Origin of the sequence: Streptomyces sp. NPDC005266, assembly GCF_040607655.1 — a bacterium.
In the GTDB taxonomy this organism is placed as follows: Bacteria; Actinomycetota; Actinomycetes; order Streptomycetales; family Streptomycetaceae; genus Streptomyces.
Map to the genome: position 1 here is coordinate 695,840 of NZ_JBEXHC010000001.1, position 15,341 is coordinate 711,180.

Consider the following 15,341-nt stretch of genomic DNA (forward strand, 5'->3'; position numbering starts at 1 on the left):
GTACGGAAGGAAGTTACCGGCGGTCGCACCCGTCGGCGGCGACATAGGCGGCGACATAGGCTGCCCTCGTGGCAACGAGCGAAGTGGACGAGACGGGCGAGACGGACGCGGTCCGCGAATACCGGATGGCGGAACTGGCCGGGGAGGCCGGGATCACCGTGCGCACCCTGCGCTTCTACCGGGAGCGCAAGCTCATCGCGCCACCGCGCCGCGAGGGCCGTATCGCCTGGTACAACGACCACCATCTGGCCCGGCTGCGGACCATCACGGCACTGCTGGAACGCGGCCACACCCTCGGCGGGATAACCGAGCTGATCGCCGCCTTCGAGAGCGGCCGCCGGGACGTGGGCGAGCTGCTCGGACTGCCCGGCGCCGCGTCGTCCCCGTCCTCGGCCTCGTCGTCATCGCCGCCGTCCGGGTCCGGCACCCTCCCCTCCTGGTCGGAGGAGACCCCGGTCCGACTGACCCCGGAGGCGCTCGCCGACTACTTCACCGGCGAGGTGACCCCGGAGAACCTCATCGCCTCACTCGACATGGGCTATCTCGCCGTCGACGGCGACGAGATCGTGCACATCAGCCGCCGGCTGCTGGACGCGTCCCGCGCCCTCGTCGGCCAGGGTGTGCCCCTGGCCGCCGTCCTCGCGGCCGGGCGTGACGTCCGCGCGCATGTGGACGCGATCGCCGAGACGTTCGCGGCGCTGCTGCGTACCCACGTACTCGCTGACGCCCTGGAGCGCGGCGAAGAGTTCAGCGAGACGATGGAGCGACTGCGGCCGCTCGCCAAGAGCGTGGTGGACGCCGAACTGTCGATGGCCATGGACCGCAGACTGCGGGCGGACATGGAGACACGCCCGGACGACACGGCCACTCCGGACGCGCCGGACGCGCCGAACACGCCGCAGGTGCCGGAGGTGCCGGACGTGCCGGACGTGCAGGAGGACGCGCAGGACGTGCAGGAGATGCCGGACGCGCAGGACGCCCAGGACGCGCCGGACGCGCAGGACGCCCAGGACGCGCCGGACGCGCAGGACGCGCCGGAGGCGCAGGACGCCCAGGACCCCACGGATCAGTGAGCGGGGCCGTACGTCACCGTCACCGGCGCGTGGTCGCTCCACCGCTGGTCGTAGGCCGGCGCCCGCTCCACGACCGCTTTCAGCGCGCGGCTCGCCAGACCCGGCGTGGCGTTGTGGTAGTCGATGCGCCAGCCCGCGTCGTTGTCGAAGGCTCGGCCGCGGTAGGACCACCACGAGTACGGACCGGCGACGTCCGGGTGCAGCGCGCGCACCACGTCCACGTACGCCGCCTCCTCGAAGACACGGGTCAGCCACGCACGCTCCTCCGGCAGGAAGCCGGACTTCTTCTGGTTTGCCTTCCAGTTCTTGAGGTCGGCCTCCCGGTGGGCGATGTTCCAGTCGCCGCACACCAGCGCCTCGCGCCCGCCGGCCGCCGCCCGCTCGCGCAGCTCCGTCAGATACGGAAGGAACTCCGCCATGAAGCGTTCCTTCTCGTCCTGCCGCTCGGTGCCGACCTCGCCCGAGGGCAGATACAGGCTGCCGACGGTCACCCCTGGAAGATCGACCTCCACATAACGGCCGCTGCCGTCGAACTCCGCGGACCCGAAGCCGACCCGTACGCCCTCCAGCGCACGCCGCGCGTACACCGACACCCCGGCCCGGCCCTTCGCCGCCGCCGGGGCGTGCACCACGTGCCAGCCGTCCGGCTCACGGACGGCCTCGGGAAGCTCCCGCGGCTCTGCACGTACCTCCTGGAGGCACACCACATCGGCCGCGGAACCCTCCAGCCAGGAGAGAAAGCCCTTCTTGGCAGCGGCGCGCAGCCCGTTTACATTCACGGAGGTCACAGTGAGCACTCCGGCACGATACGACACATAAAACGCCATGCCCGCCACTCCCGCATAGAAGTACGATCCCCCGCATGAATATCCGAAAAACTCGGTACGACCACCCCGACGCCGTCAAACTCAATGAAGAGGTGCAGGCGGAGTACGCCGAGCGCTACGGCGAGGGGGACCTCACCTTCATGGACGCGGCCCACTTCGACCCGCCCCACGGCCTCTACCTCATCGCCTACGACGAGGACGGCACCCCGCTCGCGAGCGGCGGCTGGCGCAGCCAGGAGCGGAGCGAGGAGGGCTACGCGGACGGGGACGCCGAGCTCAAGCGGATGTACGTGGTCCGCGCGGCGCGCGGCCAGGGACTCGCCCGGCTGATCCTGGCGGCGCTGGAGGACAGCGCCCGGGCGGCGGGACGGGTGCGGATGGTCCTGGAGACCGGCACCAAGCAGCCCGAGGCCATCGGGCTCTACACCTCATGCGGCTATGAGCCGGTGGCGAAGTTCGGGATCTACCGCTTCGAGGACGACAGCCGCTGCTTCGCCAAGTCGCTGGCCCTCACGCACGACCCGGCTCACCAGAAGAACCAGCCGGGGGTCGCACTGTAGACCCGCGGTGTGTAGTCGCAGCTGCGCCCGTCGGACCGCTGGGCCGCGATCCGCGCCGCCTCCCGCTCGCCGTGGGCGTCCACTCCGTCGGCCGCGACGATCAGCGCGGCGATGAGGACCAGGAAGACCAGCGGGAGCGCGCCAGCCCTTGGCCGCGTCTCCCGCCCCTGGGTCACGCACGCGCCCACCACGGCCGTGACCCCGGCCGCCACCACCAGCCCCAGGGCCGTGTACGTGAGGCGGTCGACCGCGGGCGAGGCATGGCAGAAGACATAGTCGCGGCCCCCGCGCAGCCGCTCGTACAGCGCGGCCACGGTGAGCGGCAGGCCGAACCCGGCCACCTGGTGCGCCTCGAGGGAGGGACCCGCCCCGGCCGCGGAGCGGGTCCCCTTTCCGGCCGTACGGATCACCCCTTGCCGGCGAACTTCTCGCTGATCGCGCCGAACACGGCCTTCGCCTCGGTCCCCAGGTGCGGACCCGCGAGCCAGGTGTGCCCGTACGAGCCGATCGAGCTGTTGGACACCAGCACCGTCTTGCCGCCGCGGTTCACGAACCATCCGCCGCCGGAGGTGCCGCCGGTCATCGAGCAGCCGATCCGGTACATGGTGGGCGCGGCGGGCGAGAACGACAGGCGGCCCGGCCTGCTGGCGCAGTTGAACATCTTCGCACCGTCGTACGGCGGTGCCGCCGGGTAGCCGTACGCGCCGATCGAGCTCACCCGGTCCGCCGACGGCGCCCCGAACCACACCGGCACCGCCGCCCCGACCGTCTCCTGCAGCGACTTGCCGCCGCCGTTCTCCGGCTTCACATGCAACACCGCGAAGTCGTACGAGGACGACACCCCGCCGGTCTTGCCGCCTTCGTCGATCCACTCCGACGACGTCTGCGACCAATCCGCCCACCACACGCCGTACGGAGTGACCTCCCGCTGCGCCGCGGTCTCCGCCTTGTCGGCCGACAGCCCGTCATCGTTGTACGACGGCACGAACACGATGTTCCGCATCCAGCCGCCCTTCTTGCCGGAGTGCACGCAATGACCCGCGGTCCACACCAGATTCGACTTGCCCGGGTGAGCCGGATCGTCAACGACCGTGCCCGAGCACACCATCGGCCCCTCGGGGCTGTCGAAGAAGACCTTCCCGACCGGCGCCATGTTCTGGTGGTACGGCCGCGAGACCTGCTTGGCCGGCACGGCGGGAGGCTCGGGATCGGTGGCGGGCTGGTTCTGTCCGGCGGTCTTGGCGGAGACGGTGTTCGGAGAGTCCTTCGCCTTGGCCATCCTGGACGGCTGCCAGAAGTTCCGGATCACGGGGTTGGCGAAATCCGACGCCTTACGAGCCCAGTCGTCCCAGTCCTTCCAGCCACCCTCCTTCCACTTCTTCAGATCGTCCAGACTCGTCGGAACACCCTTCGGAAGCCTGATCCCGTCCTTGGCCTGCTGCCCGTCGGAAGCGGCCGACGTGCTCGAAGCGGACCCGGCCTCGTCGTCACCGGGCCCGCAGGCCGAGGCGGAGACCACCAACAACGCGGTCATGGCAGCGGCCGCCGCGGTGGAACGGCGTATGAGTGGCATGGAGCCTTATCCCCCTGTGTGGTGCAGTGATGTGCTCGTGTGCGCGGTACTACGACGCTTTCGCGCCAAAGTCCCACTGGGACAAGCCCCTACTATGCCCGGGCCTCTGGCCAGGGCCATCACCCGTCTCACAGCTCGCACACAACACGAACGGGGTCAGCACGATTCCATGACATCGAACGCCCTTTCACCCGCCCGCGCTCAAGGAGCCTCCGGCGCCCCAGGATTGTGCGCATGGCCCCACGCAACGTCCGCCGCGGGCGAAGAAGATTCTCTCGGAGGAGCTCACCGCCTGGTGTGGTGCGAAATCAACAAGGACATCCCGAAGCCGCCGACAGAGATCCCACGAGGCAGCCGGCAAGCCCCGGCTCAAGCCCGGCAACCACTGGATGTTCTACGTCCTCATGGCGGTCTTCTGCGTCGTCGTAGTGCCGTACATCCTGCTGGACTCGCTCGCGCAGAAGCTTGACCGGCCAGGGAGCCGCGATCCCGAGAGCCGCACCCCCAGGAGCCGTGGCTTCCGGTCCTGGTTCCGCAACTCCCGCGCCTCGGACCAGCGCCCTCCCGGCCACCATGTCTTCGACGGCGACTGGGACCTGACGACAGGCCGGCTGGTGTTGAACTGGTACGCCCAGTCCCCCAACAGCCGCCGACTCGTACTGCTCACCGAAGACCGCCTCTGCCTGGCCGCCTCACCACGCCGTCGCCTCTCCCACTCCGGGGCCCACGACTTCGAGCTGGTCGCGGAATTCCCCCGTCACCAGGCCCCCATCGAAACCAACCCCGGCCAGCCGCGCGACTCCGCCACCTTCCGCATCACCTTCACCGACGGCTCCTGGTTGAAGCTCAGCAACCTCGCCACCCCCGAGGACGCCGACCACTTCCTGCGTACCGCGGCCGAGAGCTGAGCTCAGCCCAGGATCCCCATGGCGCGGGCGGACCCCAGCCACATCGGGAACTCGCTCATCAGCGCGTCATAGAGGACCTTGTCCGGCACGACGGCGGGAGTGTTGCCCACGGGGAAGAAACCGGCGTTGTCCACGACCCGCTTGGCCGGGACCGGGAGATCGTCAAGCTTGCGCAGAAAGTCGAACTGCTTGCCCTCCGGGTCACCGAAGCCGATGAACTGCCAAAAAATCGGCAGCCGGGCGGCAGTGCACAGCACATGCTCGGCAGCCGTACGGGATGTCGGCCCGCCGTCGGTCTGGAAGATCACCAAGGCCGGGTCAGTGGCACCCGAGGCCGTGTAGTGGTCGATGACGGCCTGCATGGCCAGGTGGTAGTTGGTACGCCCCATCCGCCCGTAGCCGTCGTGCAGAGCGCCGACGCGGCCCTCGTAATCGTCCAGGCCGACCTCGGCGACGCCGTCGATGTCCGTGGAGAAGAAGACGACGGGCACCACGCCGTCGTCGTCCAGATTCGCTGACAGGCCGAGGGCCTGCTCCGCCAAGCGCTGCACGGAGCCGTCCTTGTAGTGGCGCCGCATGCTGAGCGAGCGGTCCAGCACGAGGTAGACGGCGGCCCGCTGCCCGGCGAGACCGGACTTCTCCAGCGAGATCCGCGCGGTCTTGTACAGATTGACCAGCCGCGGGGCGACCGCCCGTACCTTCTCCAGGCTGACGGCCGAGGATCCGGCAGCCGCTGGACGAGGCCGCTTGACGTAGTCAATGGCCATGTTTCTCCTCTTGTGGACGCGTTCCTGCTGACGTTGCCGTCAGAGTCTGCCGTCACGACCTCTTCGTCCCGAACGCGATCAGGACCCTCGTGACCTTGAAGTCAGGCCGCTGACCTGCTCGCTCCCCTCCGCACACTCAGTCGGCTCTGAGCGCCTCCCAGGCCACTGGCCATGCTCGGCCATGAGCTCGGTACGCAGGCGGGACGCCCGGTTCGCTCGTCCCATGTGACCCAGCGGTGACGCCGACCTGGTGGATCCGCCCTGCACCTCAACCAGAGCCGGCCACCGCGCTAAACGGTGGAAACCGCCGTCGGAGTCGGGTCCTTCTCCTGGACGGGAGAGCCGGCCGCGCGGCGGTGAGCCGCCAGTTCCTTCTTCAGCCGCTGGATGTGGTAGTGCTGAACCCGCGCCGTGCGCTGCAGGGCCATCACCGCGGTGAGGAACTGATCCATCTCGGCGGCCCGGGTGAGGATGTCGTCGGGCACGTGTTCGTCCCGCAGGCAGGCTTCTGTGTCCTGGCTGAGCACGGCCTGCGCCCAGCCACGGGTGATCGGCTTGAACAGGCTCGGGTGGTTGGCCACGATCCGCGCCCGGATGGCCAGGTCGTTCTCCGCGGCCTCCACGTGCAGTCCCGTGTCCTTGTTGCGCGCCCCGAACAGCGGCTCATGGATGTGGTGGGCATCGAAGCCGTGCTCGACGCAGCCGACCCAGAAGTCCCAGTCCTCTCCGGCCCGCATGCTCTCGTCGTAGCCGCCCACGGTCTGCCACACCTCCCGGCGGTACAGCGAGCAGTAGAACATGATCAGCCGCTGGAGCAACAGTTCCCGGGTGTAGGCGGGGAGGGACATCGCCTGCGGGGGCAGATCGTCGTCGGTGAAGGTGAACACATCAGTGGAGGCGATCGCGAGGCCGGGGCTGCCGTCCAGGACCGCGACGGTCTTCTCGAGCATCGTGGGAGCGATCACGTCGTCGGCGTCCAGCGGAAGGACGTATCGGCCGGTGGCTGCCTCGATCCCGGTGTTGCGGGCGGCCGAGACGCCGCCGTTCGCCCGCTGGACGAGCCTGATGCGCCGGTCGGGGTGGCGGGCGATCAGGGACCGGGTCACCTCGACGGTGTTGTCGGTGCTGCCGTCGTCGACGATGAGGAGCTCCCAGTCCTGGAAGGTCTGGGCAAGGATGCTGGACACGGCCTCGGGCAGATAGCGGGCGTAGTCATGGCAGGGGATGACCACCGAGACCACAGGGTCGGGATTGTGGGGCATGCGCGGTCTTTCGGTTCGGGACGGAACGGGAATGGGAGTGGGAATCGGGCGGGTCGGAAGCCGGTGTTCCGGCCGCCGGCCGCCCCCCCCCGGGGCCACTTCTGCGGGCCCACGGCCGGGCACAGCGACGGATCCTGCGCTAGCTGTGCTCGTGCTCCTCATGCTGGGGGGCGTAGGCGTCGTCTGCGTACTCGTGGTGGTGCCCGAACCCGTGCTCGTGCTCGTGCTCCCCACGCTGGGGGGCGTAGGCGTCGTCTGCGTACTCGTGGTGGTGCCCGAACCCGTGCTCGTGCTCCCCACGCTGGGGGGCGTAGGCGTCGTCTGCGTACTCGTGGTGGTGCCCGAACCCGTGCTCGCGTCCGTGGTCGTGATCGACCTTGCAGAACCCGTAGTCGGGGATGGTGACGTTGCCGACGTTGCAGCAGTGCCCGTAGTCGGTGATGGTCATGTTGTTCACGGGCGGGCAGCAGTGCCCGTAGTCGGTGATCGTGACGTTGCCTATCGGCGCGCAGGGGTGAGTGGTCCCGGGCGTGAGGGTGACGTCGCCGCTTATCGGCTGTCCTGGGTACCCGTACGTCGCCGTCCCCGTCTGCGTGTCCGGAGCGACCGCGGCGTAGGCCGCCTCCGCGGTGCCGAGCAGTCCGGCCGTGGCCAGCGCGGCAGGCAGAGCCAGTGAGGTCATGACACGGGATTTCACGGTGGCACCTTTCCTTTGGGTGCGGGGGAGCTGCCCCGGAATGCCGGTGTACTTCGCGGCGCGGGCAGTAGAGCCACCGTAAGTTTTGTCACTCAATGTGTCAAAACGACTACTCACTGTGTGTGACGGTCAGAGTGGCGGGCTCCGGCCGCGGTGCGCCGTGGTGCGGATGCACCACTTCCAGATCGGGCAGCGCCCAGCAGGCGGTTCCCATGTCCAGGGCCATCGCGGCCAGCCCCTCGGTCTCGATGAACTGCCGATAGGGGAAGGACGGGAAGTTGAGGCCGTCGCGGTGCAACTCCGCACGGACCAGCAACGCGGTTCCGCCGACCGAGTCGACGCGGACGAGTCCGCGTCCACGCAACTCGTCGAGGTACGTCCGGCCGAAACCCCTGGGAGGCTGAAGGATGCCGTCGCGCAGCCACTGGGCCCAGTTGAGCGTGCCGGCTCCGGGCTTGAGGACGAAGGTGTTGAGGTCGTACGTCGGCCCGCCGGGTGCGGTGGCGCAGTGCGGGACGACGATGTCCTTGCGCGCGCCGAGCAGGCGCTGGACGAGGTCCGCCGGGTAGCCGGTGACATCGACGTCGAGCCACAGCACCCACTCCTCGTCGGCCAGGACCCGGCCGAGGAGATTGTTGCGTACCTTGGCCAGCACCGACCGGCGCCGGCGCTGGATGCCCGGCTCCCAGCGGGGTCCGGCCAACTGGAGGCCGAAGCCACGGTGGACGAGGGTCACCCGCCGGAACTCCGCCTCGATGCTGGGCAGGACCTGCCGGAGCAGTTCCGGGCTCGAGTCCCTGCTGTCGCCCTCCAGCAGGCCCAGCGAGATCGCCTCGCGCGGGTAGTCCAGCGTGCGCAGGCGGTCCAGATAGCCGGGCAGGAACGCGGCCGCGTCCTTGAGGGGCGTGAGCACCAGCACCGGGGGCCGCTCGCTCGCCGGTGCCGGGGCGGGCTCGGGGACCGGCTGCGGCTTCCGCTCGTACGTGCGCGCGGCGCCTGCGGCGGTCTCGGCGTGCGCGATGTCCCCCGGCTCGAGCGGCAGCCGGGTCGCCATGGCGAGCAACTGCTCAGCGTAGGCGCCGGGTTCGGCCCACACCTGGGTCGCCACCTCGAAGTGCTCCGCGAAATGCGACTCGTCGAAGGTGTTGTTCCCGTGGCACACGTAGGTGTACAGGTCGGGCGCGTCCACCGAGACGACCCGGCGGCTTCGGACCACCTCCTCGGCCACCGGGGTGTCCTCGCCACGGCGCTCGGCCGGATAGCGCGGGAGCCGGTCCTTCGCGCACACCATCGACCCTTCCCAGACCCGCGCGCAGGAGATGGCGAGTTTGCGGCGGGCGGGCCACCACAGCCGCTCACGGGCGAGGAAGCACGCGTCGGCACCGAGCGCGAGAATCGCCGCCATCTGGGTCTCCACCCGCTCCGGGTCGTACAGGTCGTCGTCGTCCCACTGGCACACGTACGGCCCGGTGGCCCGGTCCACCGCCTCATTGCGCAGTTCCCCCAAGGTCCGTCGCTCCGGGGGGAGCCGGTGATGGCGGATGCGCGGGTCGTCCAGGTCACGGATGTGCTGCTCGAGCGCGTCATCGGTGCCGTCCTCCACCACGACCAACTCCAGGTTCGGGTAGGTCTGAGCGGTGAAGCACCTGATCGCGCGGCGTGCCGTCGCCGAGCGGTCCTTGGTCACCATCAGGCAGGACGCGGTCGGCGCCGGCGCGCCCGAGGCCCAACGACGGCGCTGGGACTCCAGGTTGAGCCGGCCGTCGGCGACCGGTTGCCGCTCCTGGCTCGCCCAGAACGGGAACCGTCTGCCCGCCGAGACCCTCGGCGCGTTCGCGGTGTCGCAGGCCCAGCTGCCCGACCAGTGGTGCACGGCGTAGGCACGGTCGTAGTCGGCCTCCTGCGGGCCGAACAGCTCAGTCGCGTACGGGCTCACCTCCGGGTACAGGGCCTCCGGGCCGACCACCGTGATCGAGTCCGGCTCCGGGGCACTGTCGACCGCTCTGGTGAGGAAGAACGGGCCGGTCGTGTCGAGCGTGCCCGGCAGCTTGTGGGCGCCGACCAGTCGACGGTGCACATGGGTCCAGAAGGGGTGGCCCGGCCGTGACGCGATGAACGCGTTGCCGACGATGCGGGTGAATCCGCGCCGCCGGGCCAGCAACAAGCGGGTGTGTGCCTCGGGTTCGCAGCCGAGGACGAGTTCGCGCCCGTCAAGGAGGTCGGGGACCGGCTTCAGGCACTCGAAATCCAGATCCACGTAGAGGCCGCCGAAATGGTCGAGCAGGAAATAGCGGATCGCGTCGGCCCGCATGATCGGTTCGGGATAGCCGTCGTAGACCGGCAGGAACCACGGAAAGTGCTCCTGGAGAAAGGCGCGATTGTCCGCGTCCGTCCACAACCGGTAGCCCCAGCCGGGGTGGTGCAGCCGCCAGGACTCGGCCCACTTCTGCCATACCGGAGGGAGATCGGCGTCTTTCCATGTCTGGTGAATCAAGGGAGGAATTGTCTTTTGTGCAGTCATTCGCATAGTATGTCGGGTTGTTCGGTGGGCCGGATATCCGGTGATGCCCGTCGCCGGAGCAATCACCCGAACGGTGGGCTCAGCGCATCGGGCAGGGCAGGGGCAAGGGGCAGTACGACCTGCCGCGCGCCGTCCATGCGTCTCACCTCAGACGACACGACTGGACCTGCCAGGTCCCTGCCCGCCGTGCCATCGAACGCAACGAGGTAGCGGTGGCCGGCTGGGTGAAGGAGACCTGGCCCCAGGTGGAAGAACCGTGGCGGCGCTCGGCGCCTGGCTCGTCCTCGAGGACGAAGCCGGATTTTCGATGACGCCGCCGACCACCCGCACCTGGTCCCGCCGCGGCCACACCCCCGTCGTCCGTGTCCGGGGTCGATCCCGCTGCCGCTTATCGTCGCCGCGCTGACCTGCCACAAGCCCGGCGAACGCTCCCGGCTGATCTACCGGCCCTGCCCCGACGCACGTCCCGACGGCGCAAAGGCTTCTCCTGGAAGGAATACCGCGGCCTGATCCAGACCGCGCACCCGCAACTCGGCGAGCCGATCGTGCTGGTCTGGGACAACCTCAACACCCACCTCACCGCCGGCATGCGCCGCTACATCGCCGACCGCGACTGGCTCACCGTGGTCCAACCGCCGTCCTATGCGCCCGACCTCAACCCGGTCGAGGGCCTCTGGTCCGTGCTGCGGCGCATCACGTTGGCCAACCGGGCTTTCGCCGATCTCGAAGAGCTGATCACCGCTGTCCGAAGTGGCTTACGCCAGCTTCAGTACCGCCCGGATGTCCTCGACGGCTGCCTCACCGGAACCGGCCGCCAGCGCCAACCACCATGACGACATCACGCATTCAAGGTCAGTAACCACAAAGCACAAGGCCCGGGCCCGCACCCTGACTCCAACCTGCGGGCCGGCCAGGCTGCTTCACAGCCGGTGCCCCTGTACCGGCCATAGCAGCACTGTTCTACCTGCGCTGGCGTCAGTGCCTCCCGTTCTCGTGAACATCAACCCTTGCTCCGGCAGGCTGCCTTCCGAAGCGCTGCACACCCGCTGCTGGAACCCGTCGACAAAGCCAGGACGTGGTCAGCCGCGCAATCGCAGGCGATAAATCCGGCGACGTCGACGGTCATCTCGGCTGGATGAGAAAGGCCGGAGTCGTGGCAGCCGCCTGGGAGGACACGGACGCCGAGCGCAAACGTCGGCGGGAGCTGCTGCAGGAGGTCAGTGACCGTCTGGTGCTGATCACCGTCCGCCTCGCTCACCGCCGGGGCCTGTTCAAGGGCTGGCGGGGTGACATCGCCGCCGACACCACTCCGATTCCCGCCTGGCACCAGCCGCCCCAAGAACGACGGGCTTGGCCTCCGTCGAGCTGACTGCCGGCTGGCACTACTGCGGAGGCTCTGAGGAAGGGATCTTCGGACACTCCGCCAGCCTTCTGGTCGCCGCCAGCCGACGCCACCCCACGAGGCACCCGCAGGCCGGTGAACGCGTCAGCCGCCATCCGCAACTCGCACTCGGCCTCGTCCTGGACACCCCGGGCAACCGCATCGGCCCAAACGCGGTCCGCTCCCTCGCCCAACTTGCTCCGTTCGGCTTCCCGAGAGGTCTGCTGGCGGCCGACCGCGCCTACACCGACCAGATCACCGAGCACTTCGCCCAGCCGGTCCGCACCATGGGCTACCAGCTGGTTCTCGACTACAAGCAGCAAAACCGGGGCGTCCAAGGCACCCACCAGGGCGCCCTTCTCGTCGACGGATCGCTCGCCTGCCCCGCCATGCCGGACGCGCTGGCCCACGCGACCGCCGGGCTCGACGACAAAGCCGTACGCGGCATCGACGACAGTCGCGAGCTCGGTGATTTGATCTCCGCCCGGGAGCCATACTTCCTCAGGCTCAAGGAGTCCGCGGACGAGCGGGGCGCAATCAGACTCCAGTGCCCGGCCAGCGGGCCCTCGCCCGCCGTGTCGTGTCCCCGCTTCAACCAGGTCCACCTTGTCCCGGCACCGCGGCCGACCGTGGTGGACCTCACCAACAAGCGGGCCACCGCCGCACACAGCGCGGCCAAGCCCACCGTCCCGACCCTCAAGGCGAACGGCTGCGGCCACTGCCCAAGGGCGAGCTGCCACGGATCTGCCAGAAGCCCACGATCACCATCCGGCCCGGTGCCCTCGGCAAGCTCGACAAGTTCCGCCAGGACCGGCACTACCTCCACCCCACCTGGCAGGATGCCTACCGTCCAGAGCGGGCAAATATCGAGGGCCTCAACGGCAGGGCCAAGAGCCACGGCATCGACATCTCCGACCCCACCAAGCGGCTCGCCCACGGACGGGTCGCGCAGACCATCCTGCTCGCGCTGATGATCTGCAGCATCAACCTGCACATCCTCTTCGCCTGGCAACAAACCAACGGAGCCCGAGCGACCGCGACCACCCCGGAAGTCGTCACAATCACTGGACCGGCGGCCCAGACACCCAGCGAGGCTGGCCTGCCGCCGCCCGCAGGGCGAAGATTCGCACGACCACGTGAGACGCCAGCACCACCAGCCCGGGTCACACACGCCCGCCGACGGTCCCAGAACGCCACACGCACCGGAACCACCCCGAAACCTTAGGCCGACGACCGCCAGGCAACCGCCTCCGGCACTGACCACGTTCGGACACAGCCTCGAACAGACCCCGGAAACGCCAAGATCCCGCCCGATCAATCAGATCGGACGGGACCTCGTCAACTGCTCCCGAACTAACTCAAGAACAGTCGTTCCGGTGGACCTGAGGGGATTTGAACCCCTGACCCCCTCGATGCGAACGAGGTGCGCTACCAGTCTGCGCCACAGGCCCTTGCGACGAGTGAAACTCTAGCATCCCCGCCGGGGTGCTTGGAAATCCGTTCTCCGCTGGTCAACGGAGTGGCTGTCACTCGTTGGCCGCACGCGGCCGGTCCTCGTCGGCGTACTGGTCGAACAGGGGCGTGCGGCCGCGTTCGCGGGGGCGGCGGGCGGGGGCGGGGTCGGCTTCGGGCGCCGGGGCCGGGGTGGGGGCCGGGTCCACCGTGCTGGAGCGGGCGGAGCTCCAGGCGTCGGGGGCGGCGAGGTCGACGCTGCCGGTGGCGCGCGGGGCGACGGGGGCGGTGACGTACGTCGGCAGTGGTACGGGGACCGGCTCCCAGCCCTCCCCGGCGGCCGGGCCGCGCTCGCGCTCGCGCTCCTGGTCCACCCACTCCGCGTGATCGGTCTGCTCGACCAGGGCGCGGCACCCGGCCGCCTGCGGGACGGCGGGCGGTGGGGGGGCGGGCTCGGCCTCGGCGGGGGCGGGCGCGTCGGTGGGGCCCTCGGCGGACGAGCTGTCGGCGGGCGGGTGGGTGCGCGGGCGGCGCTCGCGCAGGCGCTGTGCGGCCTGCTCGGCGCGGCGCTGGTCCATGGTGAAGGCGAAGCGGCGCCGCTCCTGGGAGCGGAGGTAGGCGATATAGGCGCTGAGCAGTATGGCCGGGATGGCCGGGGCCCACAGGAAGGCGAGGCCGCCGACGGCGGCGACGATCGCGCCGAGGGAGAAAGCGAGGAAGAGGATCACGGTGGTGCGGCGCCGGCGCGCGAGTACCCGTGCGCGCCGTACCCGGTCCACGGCGCTGCCCGCGGTGGACGGCGGCGCGGCCTCGTCGGGACCCGGGGCGGGCGCGCCTGCCGCCGCGCCCGTCGGCGCCGGGGCGCGCAGGGTCACGGGCTCGGCGAAGGCCCGGACGTCGACCGCGTCGGTGACGGCTTCCGGGTCGGCCGTGAAGCGCTCCGGCTCGGCGCGTCCGCCCCCGGCGCCGGGGGTGGCCGCGTCCTCGGCGGTGCGCTCCGCGGGGACGTCCGCCGGGCCCCCGGGGCGCTCGGCGTCCTCGAGGCTCTTGGCGTAACGGCGCTCCATGCCCGCCCGTCCGGACAGCAGCCGGATGGCGGTGCTGAAGCGTTCCGTCGGACGGGCCTCATTGAGCTCGTCCTGCCTACGAAGCCACATCGGCACCAAATAGGCGGCCCAGGCCCCGACGATGACTGCGTAAATGAGGCCACTGCTGCTCACGCTCACACGGTAGAGGGGTCCGCATGAGGCCATCCGCCAATTGGCGCGGTGTGTCGCACGATCTGGCTGATATCTCGAAAGTTTTTTGTGATTGTTGGGATGACCCGGTTGGGAATGTGAGTAATTTAATCGAACAGATATTTTATTTCTGCGACGCCCCTGGTTGCGTCCGGTGCCATCGGTCCAGCAGGCTCTCCGACAGTTCCTCCGCCGTGAGCGCGAAGACCAGATGGTCGCGCCAGGCGCCATCGATGTGGAGATAGCGGGGCCGCAGACCTTCTTCACGGAATCCGAGTTTCTCCACCACCCGACGGCTGGGGATGTTCTCGGGCCGGATGCACACCTCGATCCGGTGCAGTCCGACGGTTCGGAAGCAGTGGTCGACGGCGAGCGCGACGGCCGTCGGCATCACCCCGCGCCCGGCCACCGCCTGGTCGACCCAGTAACCGACATGGCCCGAGCACATCGAGCCCCAGGTGATCCCGGCGACCGTCAACTGCCCGGCCAGCCGCCCCCGGTGCTCGATGACGAACGGCAGCATCCGTCCGGCGTGCGCCTCGGCGCGCAGATGGCGGACCATCTGCCGGTAGGTCGGCCGGTGGGTGACGGGGCCGCCCGGCGGAGGGGGCGGAATCGTCGCCTCCCAGGGCCGCAGCCAGTCCCGGTTGCGCTGGTTGACCTCGCGCCAGGCGCGCTGGTCGCGCAGCTTTATGGGGCGGAGGACCGTATCGCCGTCCGCCAGCACGACCGGCCAGAGGGCGTTCAGCGCGGGCTCCCGGCCGGGTCGGCGGGGCCGGTGGGTCTGGGGCGATCACCGCCGGTGGATCCGGTGTCGTCACCGCCCGCGGATCCGGCGTCGTCACCGCCCGCGGATCCGGCGTCGTCACCGCCCGCGGGCCCGGTGTGGTCACCGCCCGCGGATCCGGTGTGGCCACCGCCCGCGGATCCGGTGTGGCCACCGCCCGCGGGCCCGGTGTCGTCACCGCCCGCGGATCCGGCGTTGTCACCGCCCGCGGATCCGGCGTCGTCACCGCCCGCGGATCCGGCGTCGTCACCGCCCGCGGATCCGGCGTCGTCACCGCCCGCGGATCCGGCGTCCG

General features: G+C 69.9%; 12 protein-coding genes, 1 tRNA gene and 4 pseudogenes. 6 read left to right on the plus strand and 11 right to left on the minus strand.

What is annotated here, in order from left to right:
- Window positions 1-125 precede the first annotated feature (125 nt).
- Window positions 126-845, plus strand: a pseudogene (locus ABZU99_RS03185) (MerR family transcriptional regulator); the annotation flags it as partial.
- 221 nt (window positions 846-1,066) lie between these two features.
- Here ABZU99_RS03185 and ABZU99_RS03190 read toward each other — a convergent pair.
- On the minus strand, window positions 1,067-1,870 hold the full coding sequence (locus ABZU99_RS03190; RefSeq protein ID WP_356043997.1) for an exodeoxyribonuclease III: 804 nt from the start codon (window positions 1,868-1,870) through the stop codon (window positions 1,067-1,069).
- Between the two features lie 65 nt (window positions 1,871-1,935).
- On the opposite strand from ABZU99_RS03190, the gene ABZU99_RS03195 reads away from it, so the two are divergent.
- Entirely contained in the window at window positions 1,936-2,460 is a 525-nt protein-coding gene (locus ABZU99_RS03195) for a GNAT family N-acetyltransferase (protein ID WP_356043994.1), read from the plus strand.
- Here the strand turns inward: ABZU99_RS03195 and ABZU99_RS03200 are convergent.
- Together ABZU99_RS03200 and ABZU99_RS03205 are read right to left on the minus strand one after the other, a co-directional pair.
- Complete coding sequence (locus tag ABZU99_RS03200; protein WP_356043991.1) at window positions 2,427-2,870, minus strand: hypothetical protein; 444 nt, start codon at window positions 2,868-2,870, stop codon at window positions 2,427-2,429. The two genes, ABZU99_RS03195 and ABZU99_RS03200, sit on opposite strands and share 34 nt — an antisense overlap.
- Window positions 2,867-4,033 carry a hypothetical protein gene (locus ABZU99_RS03205; RefSeq protein ID WP_356043988.1) on the minus strand — a complete coding sequence of 389 codons (1,167 nt, stop codon included), beginning with the start codon at window positions 4,031-4,033 and terminating at the stop codon, window positions 2,867-2,869. Before ABZU99_RS03205 ends, ABZU99_RS03200 begins: the two co-directional genes overlap by 4 nt.
- A gap of 389 nt (window positions 4,034-4,422) precedes the next feature.
- On the opposite strand from ABZU99_RS03205, the gene ABZU99_RS03210 reads away from it, so the two are divergent.
- Entirely contained in the window at window positions 4,423-4,941 is a 519-nt protein-coding gene (locus tag ABZU99_RS03210) for a hypothetical protein (protein ID WP_356043986.1), read from the plus strand.
- 2 nt (window positions 4,942-4,943) lie between these two features.
- On the opposite strand, the gene ABZU99_RS03215 is transcribed toward ABZU99_RS03210, so the two are convergent.
- The 4 genes from ABZU99_RS03215 to ABZU99_RS03230 form a co-directional block, all read right to left on the minus strand.
- On the minus strand, window positions 4,944-5,708 hold the full coding sequence (locus ABZU99_RS03215) for a VWA domain-containing protein (RefSeq protein ID WP_355944778.1): 765 nt from the start codon (window positions 5,706-5,708) through the stop codon (window positions 4,944-4,946).
- Window positions 5,709-5,998: 290 nt separating this feature from the next.
- Complete coding sequence (locus tag ABZU99_RS03220; RefSeq protein WP_355944780.1) at window positions 5,999-6,970, minus strand: glycosyltransferase family A protein; 972 nt, start codon at window positions 6,968-6,970, stop codon at window positions 5,999-6,001.
- Between the two features lie 139 nt (window positions 6,971-7,109).
- Entirely contained in the window at window positions 7,110-7,667 is a 558-nt protein-coding gene (locus ABZU99_RS03225) for a hypothetical protein (RefSeq protein ID WP_355944782.1), read from the minus strand.
- 109 nt (window positions 7,668-7,776) lie between these two features.
- Window positions 7,777-10,161 (minus strand): glycosyltransferase, encoded by a 2,385-nt coding sequence (locus ABZU99_RS03230; protein WP_356043983.1) that lies wholly within the window; start codon window positions 10,159-10,161, stop codon window positions 7,777-7,779.
- 173 nt (window positions 10,162-10,334) lie between these two features.
- Here ABZU99_RS03230 and ABZU99_RS03235 point away from each other — a divergent pair.
- From ABZU99_RS03235 to ABZU99_RS03245, 3 genes and pseudogenes are all read left to right on the plus strand, one after another.
- Window positions 10,335-10,499 (plus strand): annotated as a pseudogene (locus ABZU99_RS03235) (winged helix-turn-helix domain-containing protein); the annotation flags it as partial.
- Window positions 10,496-11,021, plus strand: a pseudogene (locus ABZU99_RS03240) (transposase). The pseudogenes ABZU99_RS03235 and ABZU99_RS03240, both read left to right, overlap by 4 nt.
- A gap of 302 nt (window positions 11,022-11,323) precedes the next feature.
- Complete coding sequence (locus ABZU99_RS03245) at window positions 11,324-11,557, plus strand: hypothetical protein (protein ID WP_356043980.1); 234 nt, start codon at window positions 11,324-11,326, stop codon at window positions 11,555-11,557.
- A 1,389-nt stretch (window positions 11,558-12,946) separates the two neighbouring features.
- Here the strand turns inward: ABZU99_RS03245 and ABZU99_RS03250 are convergent.
- From ABZU99_RS03250 to ABZU99_RS03265, 4 genes and pseudogenes are all read right to left on the minus strand, one after another.
- A tRNA-Ala gene (locus tag ABZU99_RS03250) sits at window positions 12,947-13,020 on the minus strand.
- 75 nt (window positions 13,021-13,095) lie between these two features.
- Window positions 13,096-14,241, minus strand: coding sequence for a gephyrin-like molybdotransferase receptor GlpR (glpR, locus tag ABZU99_RS03255; RefSeq protein WP_356043977.1), 1,146 nt, complete (start codon window positions 14,239-14,241; stop codon window positions 13,096-13,098).
- A 142-nt stretch (window positions 14,242-14,383) separates the two neighbouring features.
- Window positions 14,384-15,007 (minus strand): GNAT family protein, encoded by a 624-nt coding sequence (locus ABZU99_RS03260; RefSeq protein WP_355944987.1) that lies wholly within the window; start codon window positions 15,005-15,007, stop codon window positions 14,384-14,386.
- Window positions 15,004-15,341, minus strand: a pseudogene (locus tag ABZU99_RS03265) (hypothetical protein); the annotation flags it as partial. The gene ABZU99_RS03260 and the pseudogene ABZU99_RS03265, both read right to left, overlap by 4 nt.

Coding starts and splice junctions, on each gene's coding strand:
- ABZU99_RS03245 (WP_356043980.1), top strand. CDS start 11,324: ATGAGAAAGGCCGGAGTCGTGGCAGCCGCCTGGGAGGACACGGACGCC.
- ABZU99_RS03195 (WP_356043994.1), top strand. CDS start 1,936: ATGAATATCCGAAAAACTCGGTACGACCACCCCGACGCCGTCAAACTC.
- ABZU99_RS03205 (WP_356043988.1), bottom strand. CDS start 4,033: ATGCCACTCATACGCCGTTCCACCGCGGCGGCCGCTGCCATGACCGCG.
- ABZU99_RS03210 (WP_356043986.1), top strand. CDS start 4,423: ATGTTCTACGTCCTCATGGCGGTCTTCTGCGTCGTCGTAGTGCCGTAC.
- ABZU99_RS03215 (WP_355944778.1), bottom strand. CDS start 5,708: ATGGCCATTGACTACGTCAAGCGGCCTCGTCCAGCGGCTGCCGGATCC.
- ABZU99_RS03220 (WP_355944780.1), bottom strand. CDS start 6,970: ATGCCCCACAATCCCGACCCTGTGGTCTCGGTGGTCATCCCCTGCCAT.